This window comes from Veillonellales bacterium, assembly GCA_039680175.1.
Taxonomy (GTDB): Bacteria; Bacillota; Negativicutes; order JAAYSF01; family JAAYSF01; genus JBDKTO01.
This window is the reverse complement of record JBDKTO010000016.1, coordinates 63,217-87,243: the sequence shown is the minus strand read 5'-3', so window position 1 is coordinate 87,243 and position 24,027 is coordinate 63,217. Positions and strand designations below refer to the sequence as shown.

The 24,027-nt window shown below is 45.7% G+C and carries 21 protein-coding genes; 1 reads left to right on the top strand and 20 read right to left on the bottom strand.

From position 1 onward, the window contains the following. The coding region (locus ABFC84_02880; GenBank protein MEN6411693.1) for a hypothetical protein at nt 1-203 on the top strand (203 nt) is incomplete at its 5' end. A gap of 687 nt (nt 204-890) precedes the next feature. On the opposite strand, the gene ABFC84_02875 is transcribed toward ABFC84_02880, so the two are convergent. From ABFC84_02875 to hisB, 20 genes are all read right to left on the bottom strand, one after another. Next, nucleotides 891-1,793, bottom strand: a complete 903-nt coding sequence (locus ABFC84_02875) for a phosphoribosylaminoimidazolesuccinocarboxamide synthase (GenBank protein MEN6411692.1) — start codon at nt 1,791-1,793, stop codon at nt 891-893. A 395-nt stretch (nt 1,794-2,188) separates the two neighbouring features. Next, nucleotides 2,189-3,574 (bottom strand): 23S rRNA (uracil(1939)-C(5))-methyltransferase RlmD, encoded by a 1,386-nt coding sequence (gene rlmD, locus ABFC84_02870; GenBank protein ID MEN6411691.1) that lies wholly within the window; start codon nt 3,572-3,574, stop codon nt 2,189-2,191. 78 nt (nt 3,575-3,652) lie between these two features. Next, nucleotides 3,653-6,064, bottom strand: a complete 2,412-nt coding sequence (locus tag ABFC84_02865) for an ATP-binding protein (GenBank protein ID MEN6411690.1) — start codon at nt 6,062-6,064, stop codon at nt 3,653-3,655. A gap of 221 nt (nt 6,065-6,285) precedes the next feature. Continuing rightward, the gene (locus tag ABFC84_02860; GenBank protein ID MEN6411689.1) at nt 6,286-6,966 is read right to left on the bottom strand and encodes a type II CAAX endopeptidase family protein; all 681 of its coding nucleotides are present in this window, start codon (nt 6,964-6,966) and stop codon (nt 6,286-6,288) included. A 128-nt stretch (nt 6,967-7,094) separates the two neighbouring features. Beyond that, complete coding sequence (gene gatB / locus ABFC84_02855; GenBank protein ID MEN6411688.1) at nt 7,095-8,528, bottom strand: Asp-tRNA(Asn)/Glu-tRNA(Gln) amidotransferase subunit GatB; 1,434 nt, start codon at nt 8,526-8,528, stop codon at nt 7,095-7,097. 2 nt (nt 8,529-8,530) lie between these two features. Beyond that, entirely contained in the window at nt 8,531-9,997 is a 1,467-nt protein-coding gene (gene gatA / locus ABFC84_02850) for an Asp-tRNA(Asn)/Glu-tRNA(Gln) amidotransferase subunit GatA (protein MEN6411687.1), read from the bottom strand. 12 nt (nt 9,998-10,009) lie between these two features. Beyond that, the gene (gatC, locus tag ABFC84_02845; protein MEN6411686.1) at nt 10,010-10,300 is read right to left on the bottom strand and encodes an Asp-tRNA(Asn)/Glu-tRNA(Gln) amidotransferase subunit GatC; all 291 of its coding nucleotides are present in this window, start codon (nt 10,298-10,300) and stop codon (nt 10,010-10,012) included. Nucleotides 10,301-10,435: 135 nt separating this feature from the next. After that, on the bottom strand, nt 10,436-11,842 hold the full coding sequence (locus tag ABFC84_02840; protein MEN6411685.1) for a VWA-like domain-containing protein: 1,407 nt from the start codon (nt 11,840-11,842) through the stop codon (nt 10,436-10,438). 6 nt (nt 11,843-11,848) lie between these two features. Then, nucleotides 11,849-12,976, bottom strand: coding sequence for an ATP-binding protein (locus ABFC84_02835; GenBank protein ID MEN6411684.1), 1,128 nt, complete (start codon nt 12,974-12,976; stop codon nt 11,849-11,851). Nucleotides 12,977-12,988: 12 nt separating this feature from the next. Then, nucleotides 12,989-13,792, bottom strand: coding sequence for a hypothetical protein (locus ABFC84_02830; protein MEN6411683.1), 804 nt, complete (start codon nt 13,790-13,792; stop codon nt 12,989-12,991). A gap of 41 nt (nt 13,793-13,833) precedes the next feature. Then, the gene (gene ligA / locus ABFC84_02825) at nt 13,834-16,041 is read right to left on the bottom strand and encodes an NAD-dependent DNA ligase LigA (GenBank protein ID MEN6411682.1); all 2,208 of its coding nucleotides are present in this window, start codon (nt 16,039-16,041) and stop codon (nt 13,834-13,836) included. Between the two features lie 14 nt (nt 16,042-16,055). Then, entirely contained in the window at nt 16,056-18,254 is a 2,199-nt protein-coding gene (pcrA, locus tag ABFC84_02820) for a DNA helicase PcrA (protein ID MEN6411681.1), read from the bottom strand. Between the two features lie 44 nt (nt 18,255-18,298). After that, on the bottom strand, nt 18,299-18,514 hold the full coding sequence (locus ABFC84_02815; protein MEN6411680.1) for a YwbE family protein: 216 nt from the start codon (nt 18,512-18,514) through the stop codon (nt 18,299-18,301). A gap of 11 nt (nt 18,515-18,525) precedes the next feature. Continuing rightward, nucleotides 18,526-19,740 (bottom strand): divergent polysaccharide deacetylase family protein, encoded by a 1,215-nt coding sequence (locus ABFC84_02810; protein MEN6411679.1) that lies wholly within the window; start codon nt 19,738-19,740, stop codon nt 18,526-18,528. 153 nt (nt 19,741-19,893) lie between these two features. Beyond that, nucleotides 19,894-20,631, bottom strand: a complete 738-nt coding sequence (locus ABFC84_02805) for a SagB/ThcOx family dehydrogenase (GenBank protein MEN6411678.1) — start codon at nt 20,629-20,631, stop codon at nt 19,894-19,896. A 2-nt stretch (nt 20,632-20,633) separates the two neighbouring features. Next, nucleotides 20,634-21,287: a bifunctional phosphoribosyl-AMP cyclohydrolase/phosphoribosyl-ATP diphosphatase HisIE gene (gene hisIE / locus ABFC84_02800; GenBank protein ID MEN6411677.1), complete on the bottom strand. Its 654-nt coding sequence runs from the start codon at nt 21,285-21,287 to the stop codon at nt 20,634-20,636. Next, complete coding sequence (gene hisF, locus ABFC84_02795) at nt 21,284-22,042, bottom strand: imidazole glycerol phosphate synthase subunit HisF (GenBank protein MEN6411676.1); 759 nt, start codon at nt 22,040-22,042, stop codon at nt 21,284-21,286. The genes hisIE and hisF overlap by 4 nt, the downstream gene beginning before the upstream one ends. A 5-nt stretch (nt 22,043-22,047) precedes the next feature. Beyond that, a complete protein-coding gene (hisA, locus tag ABFC84_02790) occupies nt 22,048-22,776 on the bottom strand; it encodes a 1-(5-phosphoribosyl)-5-[(5-phosphoribosylamino)methylideneamino]imidazole-4-carboxamide isomerase (GenBank protein ID MEN6411675.1) in 729 nt (242 codons plus the stop codon). 11 nt (nt 22,777-22,787) lie between these two features. Next, the gene (hisH, locus tag ABFC84_02785; GenBank protein MEN6411674.1) at nt 22,788-23,393 is read right to left on the bottom strand and encodes an imidazole glycerol phosphate synthase subunit HisH; all 606 of its coding nucleotides are present in this window, start codon (nt 23,391-23,393) and stop codon (nt 22,788-22,790) included. 44 nt (nt 23,394-23,437) lie between these two features. Further along, nucleotides 23,438-24,025 carry an imidazoleglycerol-phosphate dehydratase HisB gene (hisB, locus tag ABFC84_02780; protein MEN6411673.1) on the bottom strand — a complete coding sequence of 196 codons (588 nt, stop codon included), beginning with the start codon at nt 24,023-24,025 and terminating at the stop codon, nt 23,438-23,440. Nucleotides 24,026-24,027 lie beyond the last annotated feature (2 nt).

Below are 24,027 nucleotides of genomic sequence, written 5' to 3'. Positions count from 1 at the left end.
ATCTAGGTCTATTTGGTAAAGAAATCGTCGCTATAGACGGTAGCAAATTCCGTGCAAATAATGCTCGTAAGAAAAATTTGACCAAAGGAAGAATTGAAAAAATGTTGGCCTACTTTGAGCAGGCTGCCGAACGTTATTTAGAGCTATTAGAAAATAACGATAAGAATGATACCAATAATACCAAGATAGCGGCAATCAAGTAGGGTTAAGACTCATTTTTGATTATAGCCGCAGAGAAATTAAGCATTTTCGCACAGTCTGACGTTTCTTTTCTGTCACATGATCCACCATTGGCTTAGCACACGGCTTGACACTGAGTATTCTCAGTAAATCAAAAAACTTTCACCTGACTCACATGAATTTCTCACACGACATACCGCCCCTATGTTTTTCTTGCCATACATGACACATACGATGAATATTTATCCTAATCTTCTATACTTTTACATTAAGCTCCTGCATAATTCGAGTATTTATATTAAACTATCGTACATATCAATTGCCAAAAACGTCCATTAAACCCCTGTCAGGGATACCCATCAAACACTCCTAGCCAGTTTTGGCCAACAATCGCCAATTACTACCCAAACGCAAAAATGCCGTCACCTTTATTATGGCAACGGCATCATTATGTTCTCACATACTTGGGGTGTCATTTCCCGGCACCAAGCATATGTTCTCCCCTATTTTGGACATCTATGCGAACATAAAAACACGCTTGTTAAATTTGTAAAAAGCTGCGAAGCCTTACGGAATAAGGCTATTTCCGCTCTATCAACGCTACAGCCTCGACGTGTGTTTTAATAGACAGACGATACAGATTGGCGTAATTGGAGTTTCGCGGAAAGGTTTTACCCCCTAGAATTAAAGGGGGTAAATAAATCCAAAGTCTACAGGTTCACTCCAAGCTCCTTCCCAGTGAGCAGTTGGTATGCTTCAACATAACGCTTTGCGGTTTCAAGAACCAACTCGTCTGGCAGAGCCGGAGGCGGCGGCGTCATGTCCCAAGGTTGTTTACTTAGCCAGTTGCGCAGAAATTGTTTGTCGAAGCTCGGCTGAGGCTTGCCAGGCTCATACCCTTCCTGCGGCCAGAAGCGAGAAGAATCCGGAGTCAGGGCTTCATCAATCCATATCAGGTTCCCGTTAAGAAGACCAAATTCAAACTTGGTATCTGCAATGATGATGCCCCGAGTCTCGGCATATGCGCGTGCCTGCCTGAAGATATTAACGGAAGTTTCGCGCACCTTCTTATACATCTCACTGCCGATGAGTTTCTCCCCCTCTTCCTCGGTAATGTTTTCGTCGTGAGTTCCCAATTCCGCCTTTGTGGATGGAGTGAAGAGAACCTCCTCCAGTTTTGCGGATTCAAGGAGATTCTTTGGCAAGACATGTCCGCAAACCGATCCTGTGGCTAGATAATCCTTCCAACCAGACCCGGTGATATGTCCGCGCACAATGCATTCCAATGGTAAGGGTTTGGCTTTTTTCGCCAGCAAGAATCGCCCTTCCAATTCATCGCTGTAAGGCTTGAGGTTAGCAGGCAGATCCTTAGTCTCAGCGGAAATGATATGGTTGGGAACTATGTTCCGAAATTTCTCCATCCAAAACAGGGTTATCTGGTTTAGAACCACGCCCTTGAATGGGATGGGTCTGTCCATGATCACGTCAAATGCCGACATGCGGTCGGTGGTTACCAGCAGTAATGTTTCCGAATCAATTTCATAAATGTCTCGCACCTTCCCCTTGGCTACCATGGGATATTCTCTAATGTCCGTCGAATTGATTATTTTCATGTTTCTACTCCTTATATGCCTACAGCGGGCAGATGATCCCCAAAAATTCCAGCAGAATGCGGGTAAATAATACCCGCTCGTTGCGGCAGATTTTCTTGGTGAAGGCCACCGCCGCACTGCCGCGACGAGGGGCTTCACACTTAATAATATTTTATCATGCAATGCTGCTTATTTACAGCTATATTATTTCAATTTTAAGCGCACGGAAAGGCCCGAATATATTCGTTCCGACAACGGATCCGAAAATTCCTTAGTATATTCTCGTCTGCTTCTCTTTTCCATTTTGCTGCTCCCTTTGTTTTCTTATTATTCTAGCAGCTCCTCAAGAAAAACTGTCCATTTTACTGTAGCCTATCCACATATTAATTTCAGAAAAAAGCCTTGAGCCTTATGATTTAAGGCTTTTTCCGTTCTATCAACGCTACACACTCCACGTGGTATGTCTGAGGAAACATATCTACCGGTTGAACTTCTTTTGTGGCATAGCCATGCTCGGCCAATACAGCCAAATCTCTGGCCAGGGACGCCGGGTTACAGCTGACATAGACGATCCTCCGGGGGGCCATGTGTACAAAAGCTTCTAACACTTGTCTGTCACAACCGGCCCGGGGAGGATCAACGACGATGGTATCCGGATAAATTCCCTCTTGAATCATTTGGGGCATGACTGTGACTGCATCGCCGGTGATAAATTCGGCATTTTTTACTCCGTTGTTGGCTGCATTCTGCTTTGCATCGCGAACTGCCGGTGCGACGATCTCAATTCCGTAAACTTTTAAAGCTTTTCTCGCCAAAAACAGCGAAATAGTGCCGGTACCGCAGTAAGCGTCAATAACAGTTTCCCGGCCTGACAGTCCGGCGTATTCCACCGCTTTATTATATAATACTTCGGCCTGAGCCGTATTGACCTGAAAAAAAGAACGAGCGGAAATTTCAAAATGAAATTCTCCCAGCCGGTCGGTAATGGTATCCCGGCCCCAAAGAGTTATTGTTTTTTCGCCCATAATCACATTCGTTTTTTTGCCGTTTACATTCTGGATGATGCTCACCAATCCGGGGATACGGCGACGCAGTTCGCTAATCAGCTCCTGTTTACAAGGCAGTTGGAGTGAAGTAGTAACCAGCACGATCATTACTTCTCCTGTAGCACTGCCAACCCGCCCCAGCACATGGCGGATCACTCCTTCTCCGGTTCGTTCATTATAAGGTGCAATCCCCAATGCCGCAATGACAGCCCGCATTTCCCCGGCGATGACATTATTCGTATCATGCTGGATGAAACAGTGTTCGGTATTGATGATTTCATGGGTTCCCTGAGCAAAACAGCCGATAACGACAGTACTGCCATTCGTTCCCACGGGAAACTGCATCTTATTACGATAATACCAGGGATTCACTGCGCCGATAGTTGGATGTACGGTGACATCCGTAAGTTTGCCGATACGGGTAATCGCATCGACTACAGTCTGCCGCTTGGCAATACATTGACTCTCATAATCCATATGCTGCAACTGGCAGCCGCCGCATTTCCGGTAAATGGTACACCGGGGTTCTACCCGTTCGGGAGCGAATTTTTCAATTCCCTGCAATTTCCCTTTGGCATAGTTCTTTTTCACTTCCGTAATAACGACCTGGACACTTTCCCCTGGCAAAGCGCCGGGAATAAACACGGTAAAATCAAGATATTTACCCACCCCTTCCCCGCTGTGTCCCAAGCGAAGGATATCCAGTGTATAGGTGCCGCCTTGTTGTACCGGTCGATTGGAAAATCGGTTTGCCACCTCTCTTGCCACCTCTTATATAGACTGTTGAGGGCGCCCAATTGCGGCGCCCTCAAAATGTCATAGTCCCAGTTATTTTTACTCTTTCTCAGCCGCTTTGCTTAACTTCAGCAGGGTTTCCGTATACCCTTCCAATTTCTTATTCGCCAAAAAGTGAATTGTTCCTTCGGAATAAGTATCATCAGCCTGTATTTCTCCCGCCGGCACCCCGGTAAGAATTTCAATTCCCTCATCAATGGTCTTAACCGGATAAATATGAAACTTTCCTTCCCCTACCGCTTCAAGGACTTCATCATTCAGACTTAATTCATTGCTATTCTGGTAAGGAATCATAACTCCCTGCTCCCCGGTTAATCCCTTGATTTTGCAAACGGCAAAAAAGCCTTCAATCTTTTGTGTGGCTCCGCCAATCGGCTGCACCTCGCCTTTTTGGTTTACCGAACCGGTAACTGCAATATATTGTTTAATCGGAACTTCCGCCAAACTGGATAAAATAGCGTACAATTCGGTACTGGAAGCACTGTCGCCGTCCACCCCTTCATAGAGCTGCTCGAAGGTTAAGCTGGCTGTCAGCGTCATCGGCCGCTTCTGGGCGTACTTTTGCCCCAAATAGCCGCTTAAAATCAATACACCTTTCGTATGGCTGGTACCACTCATTTTGGTTTCCCGTTCAATATTCACTACGCCGCTTTTCCCTAAGTAGGTATTGGCTGTAATCCGTGATGGCTTGCCAAACATATATTCTCCCACCGACATAACTGCCAAACCGTTTACTTGCCCGATTTCCTTACTGTCGGTGTCGATCAGAAATTTCCCTTCGGCAAACATCTCCTGCAACCGTTCCTCGTACTTATTCGCCCGGTAGCGTTTTTCCTTCACCGCCTGCTGAATATGACGGGCGCCGACTGTTGTGCTGTTATCCATTGTAGCCCAGGCATCGGCTTCGCAAAGCAGTTCTACAACCTCATTAAATTGTGTGGTCAGCTTGTTTTGGCTGCCTGCCTGCCGACAGGAATATTCGACTACTTTCGCCACTGCTCCCCGGTCAAATTGTTTTAGATTTTCCCGGTGAACGGTTGAACTAATAAAGCCGGCAAGTTTTCTGATATTTGTCGGATTATTGTCCATTTGCACGTCAAAATCGGCATGAATTTTAAATAACTTACGAAAATCCTCATCGTAATTATACATCAAATAATAGATATAAGGATTGCCAATGAGAATGACTTTGACCTCAATGGGTATCGGCTGGGGTTTCAGTGAAGCCATGGCCAGCATGCCATACTGTTCGCTCAGATTCTCAATATAGAGTTTTTTGGTCTTAAGAACCCGCTTTAAGGCCTCCCATGCGCCAATATTCGTCAATACATCCCGGGCATTGAGGATCAAGTATCCGCCATTGGCTTTATGCAAAGCGCCCGGTTTAATCATCATGTAGTCGGTACTCACGACACCCATTCGAGTTTCATATTCCACCCGGCCAATCAGATTATAATAGGTGGGATTTGTTTCCACAACAACCGGAGCCCCTTCTAACACCCGATTATCCACCAACAAATTGACATTATATTTATTTTTATCAGAATCCTGCATGTTTTTACGAAATAACAGCAATGGATTTTGCTCTTCTTCTAATGGAGCCGGTTTAAAATCATTAATATTTTTTACCACATCCTGCTTAACGGCTTCCAGATAGGCTGTAACCTGATCATAACCGGCATACTTTTCTTCCAGCTCTTCGATTAAGTGACCAACGGCAAATAGTCCCACCTTCTCATCCAAATCTTTGACTGCTTCCCGTACTTCCCGTTCTAAATGCTGCATTTGCCGCACGACTTCCATGGCTTTTCCATGAACTGCCAGCATCTTTTTCTCAATGCTTTCCCGCTGCTCTTTATCAAGCTTTTGATATTCTTCCGGCGCAACCGGTTTTCCGTCCATTAACGGAACACCAACAAACCCGGTTGTTGACCACTGGGGCAACATACCGTACTCTTCCGCCTTCTGATTAAAGCCTTCGATAATAAGCGCCCGCTGTTCCTGAAAAGTTTTGATCATGTCAGTCTTCGCATGTTCGTAATCATCACTGCTGAAGGCTTTGGATATATCGGTTTTCAAATCTTCTACCAAGTCTTGCATATCCTGCCGCAGGATACTGCCGACGCCGGCAGGCAGTTCCAGTGCCACAGGCTGGCTGCGATTTTCAAAATTATTCACATAACACCAGTCATAGGGAGCCTCCTGCTTGCCGGCAATCTTATGAACGGCAGCCTGCGCAAAAGTGATTTTTCCCGTTCCAACCAAGCCGGACATAAAAATATTATAGCCCTGGTTTTTGGTGAATAACCCGAATTCAACGGCTTTGACCGCCCGTTCCTGACCAATCATGACTTCCAGCGGCGGTACACTGGCGGTTGTTTCAAAATCAAGCAAACTTTCATCACAGGTAAAACGGAGCTTTGCGACCGGTAATTCCCGGTATTGGGTCATACTATCCCCTCTTCCTGTTTATCAGTGTTGCTGAGACGAACTAATTCCCGGCAGCCGAGCCATAACAAAGGGTCATACGTTCTTTAAGATAGATGATTTGCCATTTAGTTCGACTTACTTTAATAAATTCCTCTTTTATCCAAAGAAAATTAGTTATCAATTGACCATTCTATATCCCGGCTGCCACAGCGAAGGCAAAAATCAAAAGAATCATCTCCTTGTCATGTCAGTGATATGCCGTAAAACAGCAGTAATAACTTGGTTGAATTGATAACCGAATGAGCTACAACGGCGCTAAGCAGGGAACCGGTTTGATAATATAGCAGCGCCAGTCCCACGCCAACTACGATCATCTCTGCCAGCCAATAGAGATTAAAATGCATCAATGCAAAAATCGCAGCACTGGCAACAGCACCGCTCCATAACCCCCATTTTTCTTTAAACGGCAAAAAGGTAAATAACCGGTAAAATGTTTCTTCCGCTACAGGCGCAGCCACTCCGGCTAAAAACAGGGGCGATAGCAATTGTTCCCAGGATGATGCCTGTTCCACCTGAGCGACCAGAGGATGCTGACTGGGAGATAAAAATAAGACGGTGGTATACAATCGCTCACTGAATACGCTAATTGCCAGCAAAAACACCCCGGCGCCAATGCCTTTCAGTGTATTGGCGAATAGATGATCCCAGGATACACCCAATTCGCTGAAGTTGCCCCGGGACTGCCGAATTACCAGCCAAACTAATCCTATCATCACCAGGCGGTCCGTGATTTCGATAACGGCTGAATGAGCAACAAACAGAAGCGGATACAGCAGCCTCACCAGAATCAAACCGACAGCCAGCCGCAAAATGTATATAGTGAATACTGTCTTTAGATTCCAGGTAACACGAGCTGACAACATTAGGCAGCACCTCATTTTAAGCGTATCGTTACCATTATGTGCGGGCTGAAAGTAATTCATGCAAAAAAGCAGGACGCGATTGGTTCGCGTCCTGCGGTAATTATAGGAATATCCGTTACTTGCTGTTTTTACAGCCGCTGCCGCAGCATTTTATTCACCAGTTCGGGATTGGCACGGCCTTTGGTCTGTTTCATAATTTGCCCTACCAGAAAACCAAGAGCCTTTTCTTTGCCTGATTTAAAATCGGCAACAGATTGGGGATTGGCAGCAATTACTGCAGCCACGATTGCTTCAATTTCACCGGCGTCACTAATCTGCACCATGCCTTTTTCTTTTACAATAGTTGAGGCGTCCTTGCCGCTGGTCCACATTTCTTCAAATACCGTTTTGGCAATCTTATTGGAAATAGTGCCTTTGTCAATCAGTCCGATCATGCCGGCCAGCTTTGCCGGTGTAACCGGACAATCCTTCATTTCCAGGCCGGCAGTATTCAAATGCTTTGAAACTTCCCCCATCAGCCAATTGGTCACTGCTTTAGCATCGGCCTTCTGAGCTATCGCTCCGTCAAAATAATCGGCCATGGCTTTACTGGCAGTAATAATATCCGCATCATAATCAGATAAACCGTAATCATTTATTAATCTTTGTTTCCGTGCATCCGGCATTTCAGGCAGACTGGCCTGAAGCCGCTCTACTTCCGCAGAGTCAACAATAATCGGCACCAAATCAGGCTCCGGAAAATAGCGATAATCATGAGCCTGTTCTTTGCTGCGGAGGGACTCGGTTATTCCCTGGGTTTCGTCCCAGGACAGGGTCTCCTGGACTATCCTGCCGCCGTCATTCAGCACTTCTTCCTGGCGGGCCACCTCGTATTCCAGTCCCCGCTGGACCGAACGAAATGAATTCAAATTTTTGATTTCCGTCTTCGTTCCAAATTCCGCGGCACCTTGAGGGCGAAGAGAGATATTGGCATCACAGCGTAAACTGCCTTCTTCCATCTTACAGTCCGACACATCCAGGTACTGCAAAATGGCTTTTAATTTTTCCAAATAAGCTTTCGCTTCTTCCGGTGAACCCATATCCGGCTCGGAAACAATTTCAATCAGCGGTACGCCGGTACGATTATAATCCACCAGAGAATAATCCGAGGTAGTAATGGAGCCGTCATGAACCAGTTTCCCGGCATCCTCTTCCATATGCACTCTGGTAATGCCGATCCGTTTTTTCTGTCCATTCACTTCGATATCCAAATGACCGTTAACGGCTATCGGCAGATCATACTGGGAAGTCTGGAAATTTTTGGGCAAATCAGGGTAATAATAATTCTTCCGGTCGAATTTACTAAAAGGAAGGATTTCGCAGTTGAGCGCCAGACCGGTTTTAACGGCAAACTCCACCACTTTTTTATTTACGACCGGCAGAACGCCGGGTAGTCCTAAACACACCGGACAAACATTGGTATTCTGCTCCGAACCGAACTGAGTGCTGCAGCCGCAGAAAATCTTCGATTTTGTTTTTAACTCGGAATGAACTTCCAGCCCTATTACTGTTTCATAATTCATCGTTATTTAACCTCCCCCAGCGGTGCAAAACGCTTATGGTAATCATTGTTTTGTTCAAAGGTGTAGGCAGCACGGATAATTGTTTCCTCACCCAGCGGCTTACCAATGATTTGCAAACCAATCGGCATATTGCCGGAAAAACCGCAGGGAATGGATATACCCGGTACTCCCGCCAGATTAATCGGGATGGTACACACATCCTGCAAATACATAGCCAGCGGATTGCTGACATTCTGTCCCAGTTTAAAGGCGGTCGTCGGGGCTGTCGGCGTAATCAAAACATCCACTTTTTCAAACGCCTTGTCAAAATCCTGTTTTACCAGGGTACGCACCTTCAGTGCTTTCAGATAGTAGGCGTCATAATAGCCGGAGCTCAATGCATATGTTCCCAGCATAATACGGCGTTTTACTTCCGGACCAAAAAATTCGCTGCGGGTCTTTTTATACATATCAACAATATCGGTGCCCTGCGTCCGGCGGCCGAATCCGACCCCGTCATAGCGGGCAAGATTGGAACTGGCCTCGGCCGGAGCAATGAGATAATAGGCGGATAAGGCATACTCCGTATGCGGCATAGACACCTCCTGATATTCCGCTCCTAAGGCAACCAGCTGATCAATGGCTTTATGGATCGCCTCTTTCACTGCCGAATCCATACCGGCTACAAAGTATTCCTTCGGCAAACCGATTTTCAGCCCTTTGACATCATTGACCAGTGATTTAGTATAATCGGGAACCGCCATCGGCACAGAAGTGGAGTCTTTCGGATCATGCCCGGAAATAGCATTCATCACCAGGGCGCAATCAGTAACATCCCGGGTGATGGGCCCAATTTGGTCAAGGGAAGAAGCAAACGCAACCAAACCATAACGGGAAACCCGTCCATAAGTCGGCTTTAACCCTACCCGCCCGCAATATGCGGCCGGCTGGCGAATGGAACCGCCGGTATCCGATCCCAGGGCCCAGATGGCCTCGCCGGCCGTCACCGCAGCGGCCGAGCCACCGCTGGAACCGCCGGGAACAGCCGTTAAGTCCCAGGGATTTTTAGTGGGGAAAAAGCCGGAGTTTTCCGTCGAGCCCCCCATAGCAAATTCATCCATATTGGCCTTGCCCAGTATTACCGCATCCTCCCCAGCCAGCTTTTCTACTACTGTGGCATCATAGGGCGGAATAAACTCAGCTAATATTTGCGAAGCGCAGGTCGTCTTAATTCCCTTCGTACACATGTTATCTTTCAAAACTCCGGGTATCCCCGCCAAAGGCGCAATGACATCGCCGCGGCAAATTTTTTCGTCAACCGCTTTCGCCTGCGCCAGTGCCATGTCCCGGTTCTGACTGATATAGGCCTTAACATCTGTTTCCACCGCATCAATTCGTTTTAAAACCGCTTGCGTCAATTCCACAGCAGATATTTCTTTTTTTATCAGCTGTTGATGCAGCTGACTGGCAGTCTGTTTAAATAGCTCCATGCCGGTTCCTCCCTATCCTTCCACGATCTTTGGCACTTTAAAATAGCCGTTTTCCTGTTCCGGGGCATTGGCAAAAGCAAGTTCCCGGGGCAATGACGGTTTGACTTCATCCTCGCGCATCACATTCTTCAGAGGAATCACATGGGCAGTCGGTTGAATGCCTTCCGTATTGACCGTATTCAGCACATCCGCATACTCTAAAATTGCGTCCAACTGCTGGGTCACGGTTTCAATTTCATTTTCCGGAATCTCCAGCCGCGACAATAGCGCAACATTCTCTACATCTTTACGGGTAATTTTCATGTTTTCACCATCCAACATCATAAGTTTCAGTAAATTCCATATAAGCTATATTATACCACGCTTGTCCAAAGAAAAAAAACCGATTTATTCTTGTATTGGGAAGGCGTCAAACCGGCACCCGGACAATACCCTCCGTTAAAAGCGAATTTTTTCCTGATTATTCATTGAATATCCATCTCTTATAACATCACTCAGTTCTAATGTATTATCTCTTATTTCAATATTTTTAAGTTTTTTTACTGCCCCATAAGCTTCCTTTAATGAAAGCTTCGCCTTTTCCCCGGAAATAACCCATAAAATTTTATATCCCTTTGGTATTGATAGAAGCTCAGCTTCACCTTTGCCATCAGTAAAATACACTAATAAATTAATCTTATTTCTATTAGCATATTCAAAAACGGGGGCGAATTTAGTGCCTCCTCTTTCATTCATTCTATCTCTAACATCCTTTACGGTGTTGACTTTATATACACGTCTAATCTCACTGTCACATTCTATAATCGTAATTTCATGATCAGAATTCTTCACTATGCCGAATACTTCTTTAACGGCTTGATTAAATTCTTCATCCGTTATGCTGCCGCTTATGTCAAGAGCGACCAGAATTTTCGCTTTATGGCTCCTAAGCTGCCCTCTTAAATCTAATCGATCGGGTTGTCTTCTGTTTCTTCTTGTGACAGTCTTTTTTTGATTAGTTTCAATCGCTCCCATTAATCTTTTAAGATATAAATTCCAAGGCAATTCTGCCTTGCTATTTTTAAGCGCTGCTATCATGCTGTCTAAATAATTAGGAATATTCCCCTTTTGTGAAGCATCAATAAACTTCTCGGTAAATTCTCTAAGGGTTTGTTCCTCTATAGCAGCGGAATCTTCCCAAAGGTCATGGGTCGTCTCCGGATTATACTCCGTTGCTATTTTTCCCTTTCCATTGCTGTCATCCTCTGATTCGGCCTGAACTTCTTCCAGTAAGTTTACGGCAGTTTGAAGTTTTTCTACATAATATTCAAACGGTTCAAAGGGTAAAAGATTTAAAGAATAATTTAAATTTACCCATTCTACAGTAGCAGCATACGGCGGCAGGTGATCTAAATAGGTATTTACTACTATATCCATTGCCATATTAACCGCTGCTGTTTTATAGCCAGCCTTAAATTCTTTTGCTCTGATTAAATGCAGCGATACGATATGAAGTATTTCGTGTTTAATGGCGCTTTCCATCTGCTTTATGGTAAGCGTTAAAAAAATTATGGGGTTAAAATATATAACATATTTCACTTCTTTAAAATTCACAGCAGTAGGGCTGCTGATATCAAATCGTATTTCTCTTCCCATTTGAAACAAAAAATAGCCATAGAAATTATCCGTATCTTCTATAAGGCTTAAATTAACTTTATCTACAAGGCTGAAAAATTCTTCTCTAAAGTCTTTTGGTATATTTATCCTAGAATTATCATCGTTATCATTTTCTTTGATAAAAGCAGTAATAATTTGATATGCTTTTTCATAAAGCCCTTTTGCCAGGGTTTCAAAATAAGTTTCCATACATTATCACCTTATTGAACGATACGCTTCAAAATATGCTTCGACAAAATCTTCATTGTCTATGGCACGCTTGTATACCTCAGCATAACTATTTTTAATATCCTTCATGATTCCTATCATTAAATCTACCGGATATATTTTTAAAAACTCCATGAGCCTGTTAATATAATGCTCTGAGTCGTCAGGCTCATTTTTTATTTTTGTTTCTAAATTTTTTAGAATATTCTTGGCGGCTAGATAAAGTCTTGTATGACTTTCGTTTTTTACTGCTTCGATAACCGCTTCCGGCAGCGAGTTCCCGGAAAAAACATCTTCATAAGCTATCAGCGGGGTATACTCCGCTTCAACAAAGTTAACAAACTCTTCGGCAATAACCTTCCCTACATTTCCTCTTATAACATTTAAAAATACGGATCTAGGTACGGAGTCTTTTTTCTGCCGATAAATCTTATAAATGCCGGAAATTCTTTCATAACTTCTTGGTGTTGCTCTGATATCATCTTTATTTATTTTGTGTAAATATTCGGGAAATGTCGCGATAAACCCTATAACCTTTTGCTCAATTCCTGCATTTATCGCCCAATCCAGCCACTGCATATCATCAGGTTCCATATATAACCAGACAAATCTATTTTCCTGTGCCGCATCCATATCTACAACTTGATAATCAAAATCCGAACCATACTTACTGGAGGGATTCATCGCTGCTATTATTTTTACAGCTTCAGGTAACGTATATCCATTAATTTCTCTATTTAATATTAAATTCATCAGTTCCTGTTGTACTGTATGTTCACAACGATTGATCTCGTCTACAAATAAAAGGACGGTTTTCCCTTGCGATATTGCTTCATCAATTTCCCTTAGCTTATTATGAACGGCATATACGGTAGTTTTTTTTTCAACTTTATCGCCTTTATGATTGACTCTTGTATAAGATTCTATCGTCGGAAGGCCGCCTATTTCACCTTCTTTAAGGAGATTTCCGTCAATAATAATTAAACTCCAATTATTCTCTTTAGCAAGTTCCTTCACTAAAGCGGTTTTCCCGATTCCACTTTCCCCAACTATTAAAGGTACCTCTCCCGTAGCTAGTACTAAATCGACACTTTTTAAAGTATCTATAAAATTCACGCTATCTCCCACCTATTTTGTCTTCAGCTTTTCATCCACAGCTATTTTTTTTGCCTTTTTACTGCCATATTTATAAATAAACATGATCTTGTCCATTGGCATAATATCACTATTTTCATCTATAGTACTACAATTTATATAATCTCTGACATATTTTTCTTCCACAGCTTCATTCGATAATGCTTCCTTTAATGCTTGTTCCAATTCAGCTTTCGCTATTTCTTTCATAACATATTTAATCACTAAAATATTTATTTTTAAACATTCTAACCGTTTATTTTTATCTAAATCATTGATAAGCCGGATAGCCCGCTCATCATTCTTGACAGCTATAAGCTCTGCATTATGTGTAGGTGAATTTATATATCTCAATGCATCATAACTTATTTTTACAGCCTCTTCCTGTACACTGTCGTAAGGCTCTTTTATAAACTTGATTGAATCGTAATTCTTTCTTACAGCCAATAATTGCAATTTCTCACTTGGCTTATCAACATATTTAATCGCCCAGCCGGCTTGACGAAGAGCTAATTTAATTAACTGATCATTTGGATTTTTAATATACTCTAAATTAATCCAGCTGTCATTTATAGCCTTTATCAGCATATCTTCCGTAGGATTCGTTATAAATTGAATCGCCCGGCTGTTATTGTCGATCGCTGACTCTTGCATCTCTCTAGTCGGATAATCTATATATTGCAAAGCCAGTCCGTCCTTTTTAACAGCCAATAACTTCATCTCGTCGGTAGGATTATTTATATAGGCTATCATATTAGGATTATTGTTTATCATTTGAATAAGCTTTGATTCTTCCATAATATTACTTTCCTTCTGTCGTTTTGGGCCAATGTTTTAATTTATTTAACCATATTTAGAAAATCGGCTTCAGTAAGAATTTTAATAGCGAGTGCCTGTGCCTTATCCAGCTTATCGCCGGCGCCATCGCCAGCTAATAAATACGTCGTCTTCTTCGATACGCTGCCGGCAACGCGTCCCCCGTGTTGTTTAATTAATTGGGATGCTTCCTCGCGGCTCAAGGTTGCCAATGATCCCGTAAGGACAAAAGTTTCCGCTTCGAATCGGTTATCAATCATTTGACCGGCTGATCTTGACTTCATATTAACGCCGGCCTTGGCAAGGCGCTCAATGATAGTCTGTGTTTGCGGTACGGCAAAAAAGTCGGAAATTGCTTTAATACTTACTTCTCCAATCCCTTTGATGCCTCCATTTGCCTTTAGTTCTTTTTCGACATCACTTAGCTGTCGATTCACTTCACTAAGCCTATCTAAAACCTCTGTCTCGGTAGAAGACTTTAGCATTCTTTCGATTTTGTTCCGTTCTTTCTTTAATTGTTTTTCTCTATCTTTCAGTTGCTTATATTTACCATAATTAATCTTCGCTATTGCGTATATATCGGGAAAGTTTTCCTCCAGAAGACTACCCGTATGCTTACCAATATTGGGTATGCCAAACCCGTTAATAAGCCGCTCAAGGTTTTGACCTTTAGAACGTTCGACAGCTGACAGCAGATTATCCGTACTGGCCGTATAATCCGGCTCTTTCTGTTTACGGGGCCGGCCATCCTTACGCAGAGTCAGTTGCTTACGAGGACGGGAAATAATCCCCTTGGCAATAAATTCGTCCCGATAATTTTTGAGACCGTATATATCTGCTATATTCTTTATATAACCTTTGTCCAGCAAAGCATGAACCGCTGCCGGTCCAAGGCCGTCAATGTCCATTGCTCCACGAGAAGCGAAATGAATAATATGTCGTGCAAGTTGAGCCGGACAATTCATTCCACTACAACGGATATCCGCGCCTTCTTCACTTCTAAAAGCAGGTGCGCCGCAAATCGGACACTTATCGGGAATTTTGAAAGGTGTTGTCCCCTCCGGGCGTTTAGCTTTGATTATTCCTGTAATTTCCGGAATTATTTCTGCTGCCTTACGTACTGTTACAGTATCGCCAATCCGTATATCCAGACGGTCTATCTGGTCCTGATTATGTAACGATGCACGCGATACCGTAGTCCCCGCTAATCTAACCGGTTGTAAGACAGCCAGTGGCGTAAGTCTTCCCGTTCGACCTACATTCACTTCAATAGTAAGCACCTTCGTCTGTTTCTCTTCCGGCGGATACTTATAGGCAATTGCCCATCTGGGCACTTTTGCTGTGGCTCCTAATTTTTGTCGATCTTCCAGATTATCTACTTTTACTACCGCACCATCAATGCCAAATGGCAGCTCGCCTCTGGTTTCACCAATGGAACAAATTGCCTGCCATACTTCTTCCTCTGTTGTACAGCGGCTGTAGTGTATTACTGTAAATCCCTGCTGCTTCATCCAGTCAAGTGTTTCGGCATGAGACAAAAATTTTTTTCCTTCAACGGCTTGAAGATTAAAAATATAAATGGACAAGTTCCTCTCGGCAACTACACTGGGATCTAACTGCCGTAAAGTACCCGCAGCACAATTTCTGGGATTAGCAAATAACTTGCCTTCCACTTCTTCTTGTCGTTCATTTACGGCTTCAAAGGCGTCATTGTCCATATAAACTTCGCCGCGTACTTCGAGGTAAGGCAGGTTTTCGGAAATTTGTTCCGGCACACTATCTATCATCCTGAGATTTTCAGTTATGTCTTCACCGTAACTGACACCATCTCCCCGTGTCATACCTTGAACAAACTCTCCGTTTTTGTACCGAAGTGCCACAGAAAGTCCGTCAATTTTATATTCTACAGTAAAAACGGGGTTATCCAGTGCTTTTTGCATTTTACTAATAAAATCAGTAACCTCTTCTTTTGAAAACTTATCCTCGAGAGAAAGCATGGGTACATCGTGTGCAACTAACTTACCAACTGCTCTTTTGGCTCGGCCGCCAACTTTTTGGGTCGGTGTTTCTGCTGTCACAAATTGGGGGTTATCACGTTCAAGGTTTTTCAGTTCACGCAGCATCATGTCATATTCATAGTCTGCAATTTCCGGTGCGTCTTCATCATAATATTTTCTATTATGATACTCAATCTTATCTTTAAGCTCTTTAATCCGGTTAAGTATATCCATACTGATAGTCCTCCTTACACTTTACTAATCGGAGCAAATTTAACAGCTAAGGATTTAATACCTTGTCCGGGAAAAGCAATTTTCACTTCCTGGTTTTCCCCATCACCCTGAACCCCAACCACAGTCCCGACACCCCATTTGCTGTGCTGAGCTTTGTCGCCTATCCGCCAATTCACACTGCTCTTGGGCTGCATCGTCTCTCCGGTGGAAGCTTTTTTTGCCAAAGTCAAAGGGGAAGAGGACGCTGCAGTTGTTCCGCCGCTTCTCCCATAGTGACTGGGACGGATTGTAACATGCTCCAGCTTGTCATCAGGAATTTCCTCCAAGAACCGGGATTCCGGATACATGGCGGACTTACCATATATGGTCCGCATGCGGGCATTCGTCAGATAAAGTTTGCGCCGTGCCCGGGTAATCCCCACATAACAAATGCGGCGCTCTTCCTCAATTTCGTCCTCATTCATCAGGGTACGGGAATGGGGAAACAGACCTTCCTCCATTCCGGCAATAAACGCTACCGGAAATTCCAGCCCCTTAGCCGAGTGCAGCGTCATTAAAGTGACACGGTCCTCCGCCATTTCGGCACTGTCGATATCCGATACGAGTGCCACATGGCTGAGAAAATTCTCCAAAGTGTTTTCCATTTCGCCGGCAGCAAACTCCTTTGCCACACTAAGCAGTTCACGTAAATTTTCCAATCTGGCTTCATCCTGGGGAGTCTGCTCTTTTTCCAGTTCAGCTATATAGCCTGAATCGTTCATTACTTTTTCCACCAAAGTGACGACCGGCAAAGAATTAAGCTGCCCCATGATAGTGAAAATCAGCTCAGCCAGGTTCTCCAGCGGCCGCTTGGCACGAGCAGTCAGTCCCGGCACCAGATCGGGATTGGAAATAACGTCAAACAAAGTAAGATCATTGGCTGCGGCATATTCCGTCAGCCGGTTAATACTGGTCTCACCGATCCCCCGCCGGGGCACATTGATAATGCGCAGCAAGCTCATCGTATCCGCCGGATTAAATAATACCCGCAAATAGGCAATGATATCCTTAATTTCTTTGCGGTCATAGAACTTCAGTCCGCCGACCATGGTATAGGGGAGACCGTATCTCATGAAGGCTTCTTCGATGACCCGGGACTGGGCGTTGGTACGGTATAAGACAGCGATACTGCCGTAGGGCGTACGGTAAACGGTATTGAGCTTTGTCACCGTGTCGGCAATAAACTGAGCTTCGTCCCGTTCATCATAAGCCAGATAATGGGTAATCTTTTCTCCCGGCTGGTTATCTGTCCACAATGTCTTCGGCTTACGGTCAACATTATTCTCGATCACCGCATTGGCGGCATCAAGGATCATTTGGGTCGACCGGTAATTTTGTTCCAGCTTGATGATCTTTGTCTCGGGATAGTCATTCTCAAAATCCAGGATATTGTGGATATCGGCGCCCCGCCAGCCATAGATGCTTTGATCGGCATCACCGACAACACAAAGATTGCGATATTTTTCCGCCAGCAATCTTGCCAGTAAATATTGGGCCCGGTTGGTATCCTGATATTCATCAATAAGAATGTAGCGAAACTTCTCCTGATATTTTTGCCGTATCGCTTCATTTTGCTGCAATAGAATAACAGCCAGCATCAGCAAATCATCGAAATCCAAAGCGTTGTTGCCGCGCAGCTTCTGCTGATATAATTGGTAAACTTCGGCCACTTTTTTGGCGTAAAAGTTGTCCGCTTGCCGTTCAAACTCCCTGGCATCCTGAAGTGCATTTTTGGCATTGGAAATCGCGGCTTGAATCCCCCGCGGCGTATACTGCTTATCGTCAAGATTCAATTCCCGCAGACAGGCCTTGACCAATGCCTGACTGTCCGACGAATCATAAATGACAAAATTATGTTTATAACCGGGCAGCCCGTCTATTTCCAGCCGCAAAAACCGGGCGCAGAAAGCATGAAAAGTACTGAGCCAAATATCTTTCGCCTGAACGCCAACCATACGGTTTACCCGCTCCCGCATTTCGGCGGCAGCCTTATTGGTAAACGTAATGGCAAGAATATGATAGGGCGCCACCCCCTGTTCCAAAAGATAGGCGATCCGGCAGGTGAGTACCTTGGTTTTTCCTGAACCGGCGCCTGCCATAATCAGCAAGGGCCCGTTAATATGTTCGACCGCAGTTGACTGGGCCGGGTTTAATCCGTCAAAAATGTTCTGCATGTATTCCTCCGTTATGACTTTGTACTGGTATTATTCTTTCCTTATTATTCTCTGATAATTTCCTGCACCCGGCCTATCAATCCGTCCTGCAGACGGACCTTAATTCCGCGATGATGCACGGCGCTGTTGGTCAAGATGTCCTTTACGATCCCCTCGGTCAACTGACCGGTGCGCTGATGCTGCTTCTGAACAATTTTTACCCGGCTGCCCGGTTTAATATTTTTCCGCTCTGTACCGCTGTTCATAGTAGTTCCCCTCATATCTTCGCTATTTATTTTAAAAGTTCCGCGACAAATACCAGTTCAATTCCCTCTGCCTCCAGTTCCGGAATCATTTCCCGAACTGCAGTTGCCGTATTCATGCGGGCATGACCGATTACCGTCACCGCACCACTGCGTATAGCGATATCGCCGGCAGAACGCAGCTGTTTTTTGATAGCGCTTACCTCACTGCTATTGTCGATGAACAGTTGGTTTTCACCGGCCCTCAGCCCGCTTTGCCTGGCCAAATCATAGGCAATCGACTGGCTGCTGGTACGACTGTCGACAAAAAATAAATGATTGGCCTTCAGCACCGCAAAAACATTCTGCATTACCCGGCTGTCGGCGGTGGCCCGGGATCCCTGATGGTTATTCACCCCAACGATGCCGGGAACAGATCGCACCGCCCGACTGACAATATCCCGGATTTCCTGATCGCTCATATTGACACCAATAGTAACCTCTTCCGACTGCGCTGCCGCCGACAGAGGTTCCATAGGCAAATGCAGCATCACCTGATGACCTGAGCCGATCCCCCGGGCTGCCGCCTCATTGCTATAAGGACGATAGGGAAGGATCGCCCAGGTCAGCGGCCGGTTAATCCCGGCGAAAGCGCTGATCGGTTCACTGCTGTAGCCAAAATCATCCACAATGATCGCCATTTGTCCACGCAGCGTAACTGCCGATTTTTCTTTGGTAACTGGTGTCTTATCCTGGTGAATATAAAGTTTATCGGTAATAATCGTAATCGGGTCGCCGCCCAGTTGATCCCGTATTCCTACATCAATCCGGGTAACCGACACACCCAGATATTTATCCGGCTGGGCAGCCAAAATTTCGCCGCCCGCATTTCCGGTTGATGAGGCAATAATCTGCCGCACCTGTTCAACCGTCATTCCCGCCGGTATATCCAGCAGCAGCTGACGGGTATGCCAGCGGATTGTTCCCTCCACCTGTTGACGCGGCGTTTCCCGCTTGGCCGCCTTCGCATCCCGGACAACCCAGCCGGATTGATTCAGCGCTCCGTCTACCGCGCTATGAATTTGCTGCGATACTGCCGTGAAATCTGCCACAGCCCCGGCACCGGTCTTCTCCAGGCTGTATTTAGGCCGCTGGTTTGAAACATCTTCAGGTTCCCCTTTATGGGAAAAATGAAAGTATAACCCGATCAGCAGCAGAACTAAGACTGCCGCCAGCCAGTAGACCTGCCTGCCGCCCTTTTTCATGAGTAGAATTCTCCTATACTCGTGTAATTGATTCATGGCATGTCAAATATAAATACTAGAGTTATTATTTTCCCTATGCGACGGTAAACTCCTGCTGAAAGGCTACCCCTATTTACGTAAAAAACCGGCTGATAGCCGGCTTTAAAAAATCAGTTATTTTTTCCCAACCGCCGCCATGTAAATAACAAAATGGTCTTTTCCGTCAATGCCCAAAATGCTGTTGATCTGTTCATCATCAAAAGCGCCTATGGCACATGTGCCACAGCCGATAGTCTCGGCTGTCAGGTAAAGATTCTGACAAACATGTCCGGCGTCGAGATGGAGATAACGATAACCCCGCTCACCGTATTTCCAGTTCATTCGCGCAGGGACTGCCGTCCAGATAAAAGTGACCGCGCTTGACCGAATGAATTGCTGATGCAAACCGGCAGCGGTAATTTCGCCAGAAATTCCGGGCTGAAGATCAACTGCCTGCAATTTATGCTCGACAGCTAAAAAACGATATAATCCGGGTGTCAAATCTTCCACATGATTGATCAGCAAATAGGTTTCAAAGGCATGTCTGGCACCGGCGGAAGGAACCGTGCGAAATGTCGCCTTGCCGGGAATAACGCCTTTCACTCCCTGGGTGCACCAAAGTAAATAGGCCAGTTCTGCCAGGCTGAGGGATTTATTGGCATACTGCCGTACACTGGTACGCAGTTCAATAAATTCCAATAAATTAATCCGCACTTCCGGAAAAGTTTCCGGCTGCGGCAAGTCGATTAGCGGTTTAGCCGGGTCAACTTCCAGCTCCAGCGGTGGCTGGGGCACACCTTGAAGCTGCTCTGTCTGTTGAATATAGGCATAACGTGTTTTATCCATAAATTCCTGACCAATGAATTTGTCCATAGCTACTTTCTTCTCCCCTGAAGTTCCGCCAGCAGTTCGCTGGGCGTTACATTATGGTAAGCCAATAACACCAGACAATGATACCATAAATCCGCCATTTCATACAGCAATTCTTCTTTACTATTGTTTTTAGAGGCGATAATCGTTTCTGCCGATTCTTCGCCGACTTTTTTCAAAATCTTGTCCTGTCCCTTGGTAAACAGATAGGCGGTATAAGACCCTTCCGGCAGCTTGGCTTTGCGGTCGGTAATGACCTGGTATACCTCCTGAAGAATAGTCGCCGCCGAGCCGCCATATACTTTGGCCGGATCAAAGATCTTTTCTTCCCGCTGTTCTTTTTCTCCCAGCTTCCGGCTGAAGCAGGAGAAGGTTCCTTCATGGCAGGCTGCGCCGGTTTGATCCGCTTTCACCAAAATGGCATCAGCATCACAATCATAGTAAATATCCTGAACCTTCTGTACATGACCGGAGGTTTCCCCTTTCTGCCACAAACGGGACCGGCTGCGGCTGTAGAACCAGGTCACACCTGTTTCTACCGTTTTCTGCAGCGCTGCTTTGTTCATGTAAGCCAGCATCAGCACAGTTCCTGTTTTTTGGTCCTGAACAATGGCCGGAACAAGGCCCTGGGAATCAAATTTTATGTTATCAATATTCACAGTCTTACCTCCACGTTACGCGATTTTAAATATTCTTTTACTTGCCGAACCGTAAACTGTCCATAATGAAACACCGAAGCAGCCAGCACTGCGTCTGCCTTTCCCGCCGTCAATACTTCATAGAAATGCTCCAGTTCACCGGCTCCACCGGAAGCAATCACCGGAACAGCCACTGCCTCAGAGACCGCCCTCGTTAAAGGAATATCATATCCGTCCTTGGTGCCGTCCTTATCCATACTGGTCAGCAGTATCTCACCGGCTCCCAAAGCAGTCGCCCGTTTCACCCATGCCAAAACATCAATCCCGGTAGGAGTCCGTCCTCCATTAATATAGACTTCCCACTTACCGCCGCCTGTCTGTCTGGCGTCCACCGCCAGGACGATACACTGCCGGCCAAACCGCTTGGCCCCCTCGGCTATCAGATCCGGATTTTTGATGGCGGCTGTATTCAACGAGACCTTATCCGCTCCTGCTTTCAGCATGGTTCGGATATTGTCAACGGATCGAATTCCTCCCCCCACTGTAAAAGGAATAAATACTTGAGCAGCCGTATTCCGCACCACCTGTACCATGGTATTTCGCTCTTCGCAGGAAGCAGTGATATCCAAAAACACCAATTCGTCGGCGATTTCTTTATCATATAGCGAAGCCAGCTCCACCGGATCACCGGCATCCCGCAGGCCGACAAAATTGGTTCCTTTAACCACCCGTCCGTCTTTTACGTCCAAGCAGGGAATAATCCGCTTTGTATACACTGAAATCACACTCCCCGTGCTGCTTTAATCGCTTCCGGCAACAGAAGACTTCCTGTATAAATGGCTTTGCCGACAATCACGCCTTCAACCCCGTCGTTCGCGGCCTGCTTTACCGCTAAAATATCTTCTAAACCACTTACGCCGCCGGAGGCAATCACCGGAATCCCGGCTGCCCTGGCTAAAGAACGGGTTGCCGGAACATTAACGCCGGACAAAGTACCGTCCCGGGAAATATCGGTGTAAATAATGCGGGCAACTCCGGCTGCCGCCATCCGTTTAGCCAGTTGTTCAGCGCCGATCCCGCCGCTGACACCCCAGCCCTCAACGGCGACCTGCCCATCTCGGGCATCAATTCCCACAACAATTCGCTCACCATATTTCTTACAAGCTGCTTTTACAAGCTCAGGCTGCCGCACGGCAACCGATCCCAGAATGACCCGGCTAATGCCGGCTTCCAATATTGCCGCCACGTTTTCCAGCGTTCGGATACCCCCGCCTAATTGTACTGGAATAGTTACTGCTTTGGCAATTTCACTAACCACCGTCAAATTCATTGACTTGCCGGCCAATGCACCGTCTAAATCCACCACATGGAGGAATTCGGCGCCCTCCAGAGCCCAGCGCAGCGCCATCTCCACCGGATTATCAGCAAAAACCGTTTCCTGATCAAACCGTCCTTCCGTCAGCCGGACGCATTTGCCGCCGCGAATATCAATCGCCGGAAAAATAATCATCCTATCATCTCCTAACACACCCGAATAAAGTTATCCAGGATTTTCATACCCACACTGCTGGATTTTTCCGGATGAAACTGCACAGCCTGCACATTCCCCTGGCCTACCGCCGCTGTCACCGCCCCGCCATAATCCGTCACGGCAGTGATAAGCGAAGAATTCTCCGGCACTGCATGATAACTATGAACAAAATATACATACGATGGCTCTGCAAGGTTTTGAAATAACTGGCTGGGATTCGGAAATGCCAAGCTATTCCATCCCATATGGGGAATTTTTAATTGGGGAGCGGTAATTTTTCGCACCTGTCCGGGAAAAATTCCCAGGCCCGGTACCCCCGGATCCTCTTCGCTGCCTTCAAACAGCATCTGCAGTCCGAGGCAAATACCAAGAAAGGGCTTGCCTTGTTCAATCACCTGACGGATAACCTCTACCAAACCATATTGAGTAAGATTTTTCATGCAATCGCCGAAAGCGCCGACGCCCGGCAGCACAACCTTGGCAGCCTGGACAATTTTCTCCGGCCTGCCGGTTACAATAACGGAAGCACCCAGTTTCGTTAAGGCTTTTTCCACACTATACAGATTGCCCATGCCATAATCAATGATTGCGATCATTCCTGCTCCTCCCAGCCTTGTGCCCTTCTGCGGCCCAAGTAAAATTACAGCATTCCCTTCGTTGACATCACGCCAACGATCCTCTTATCCTCACAAACGGCGGCAGCAAGCGCCCGGCCCAAAGCCTTAAACACAGCCTCCACAATGTGGTGCGCATTCTTTCCGGCTAATAGCCGAACATGCAGCGTCAAACCGCCATGAACCGCCAGAGCGCGGAGAAACTCCTCCGTCATTTCGCTGTCAAAGCTACCAATCCGTTCCGTCGGTATGGTCACGTCAAATGCCAAATAGGGCCTGCCGCTAATATCCAAAGATACCATAGCTAAGGCTTCATCCATCGGCACAAACGCAGTTCCATAGCGCTTGATTCCCTGTTTATCGCCTAATGCTTTTGCCAGTGCCTGGCCCAATACGATACCGGTGTCTTCCACCGTATGATGGCTGTCGACTGCCAAATCCCCCTTAGCTTTAAGGGATAAATCAAACAACCCATGTTTGGCCCAAAGATTCAGCATATGATCGAAGAAGCCTATTCCGGTACTAATTTCGCCGGCTCCGGTTCCATCCAGATTCAACGCGATTTGAATCTCGGTTTCCGCTGTTTTGCGGCTTATTTCTACCGTACGCGCCACTT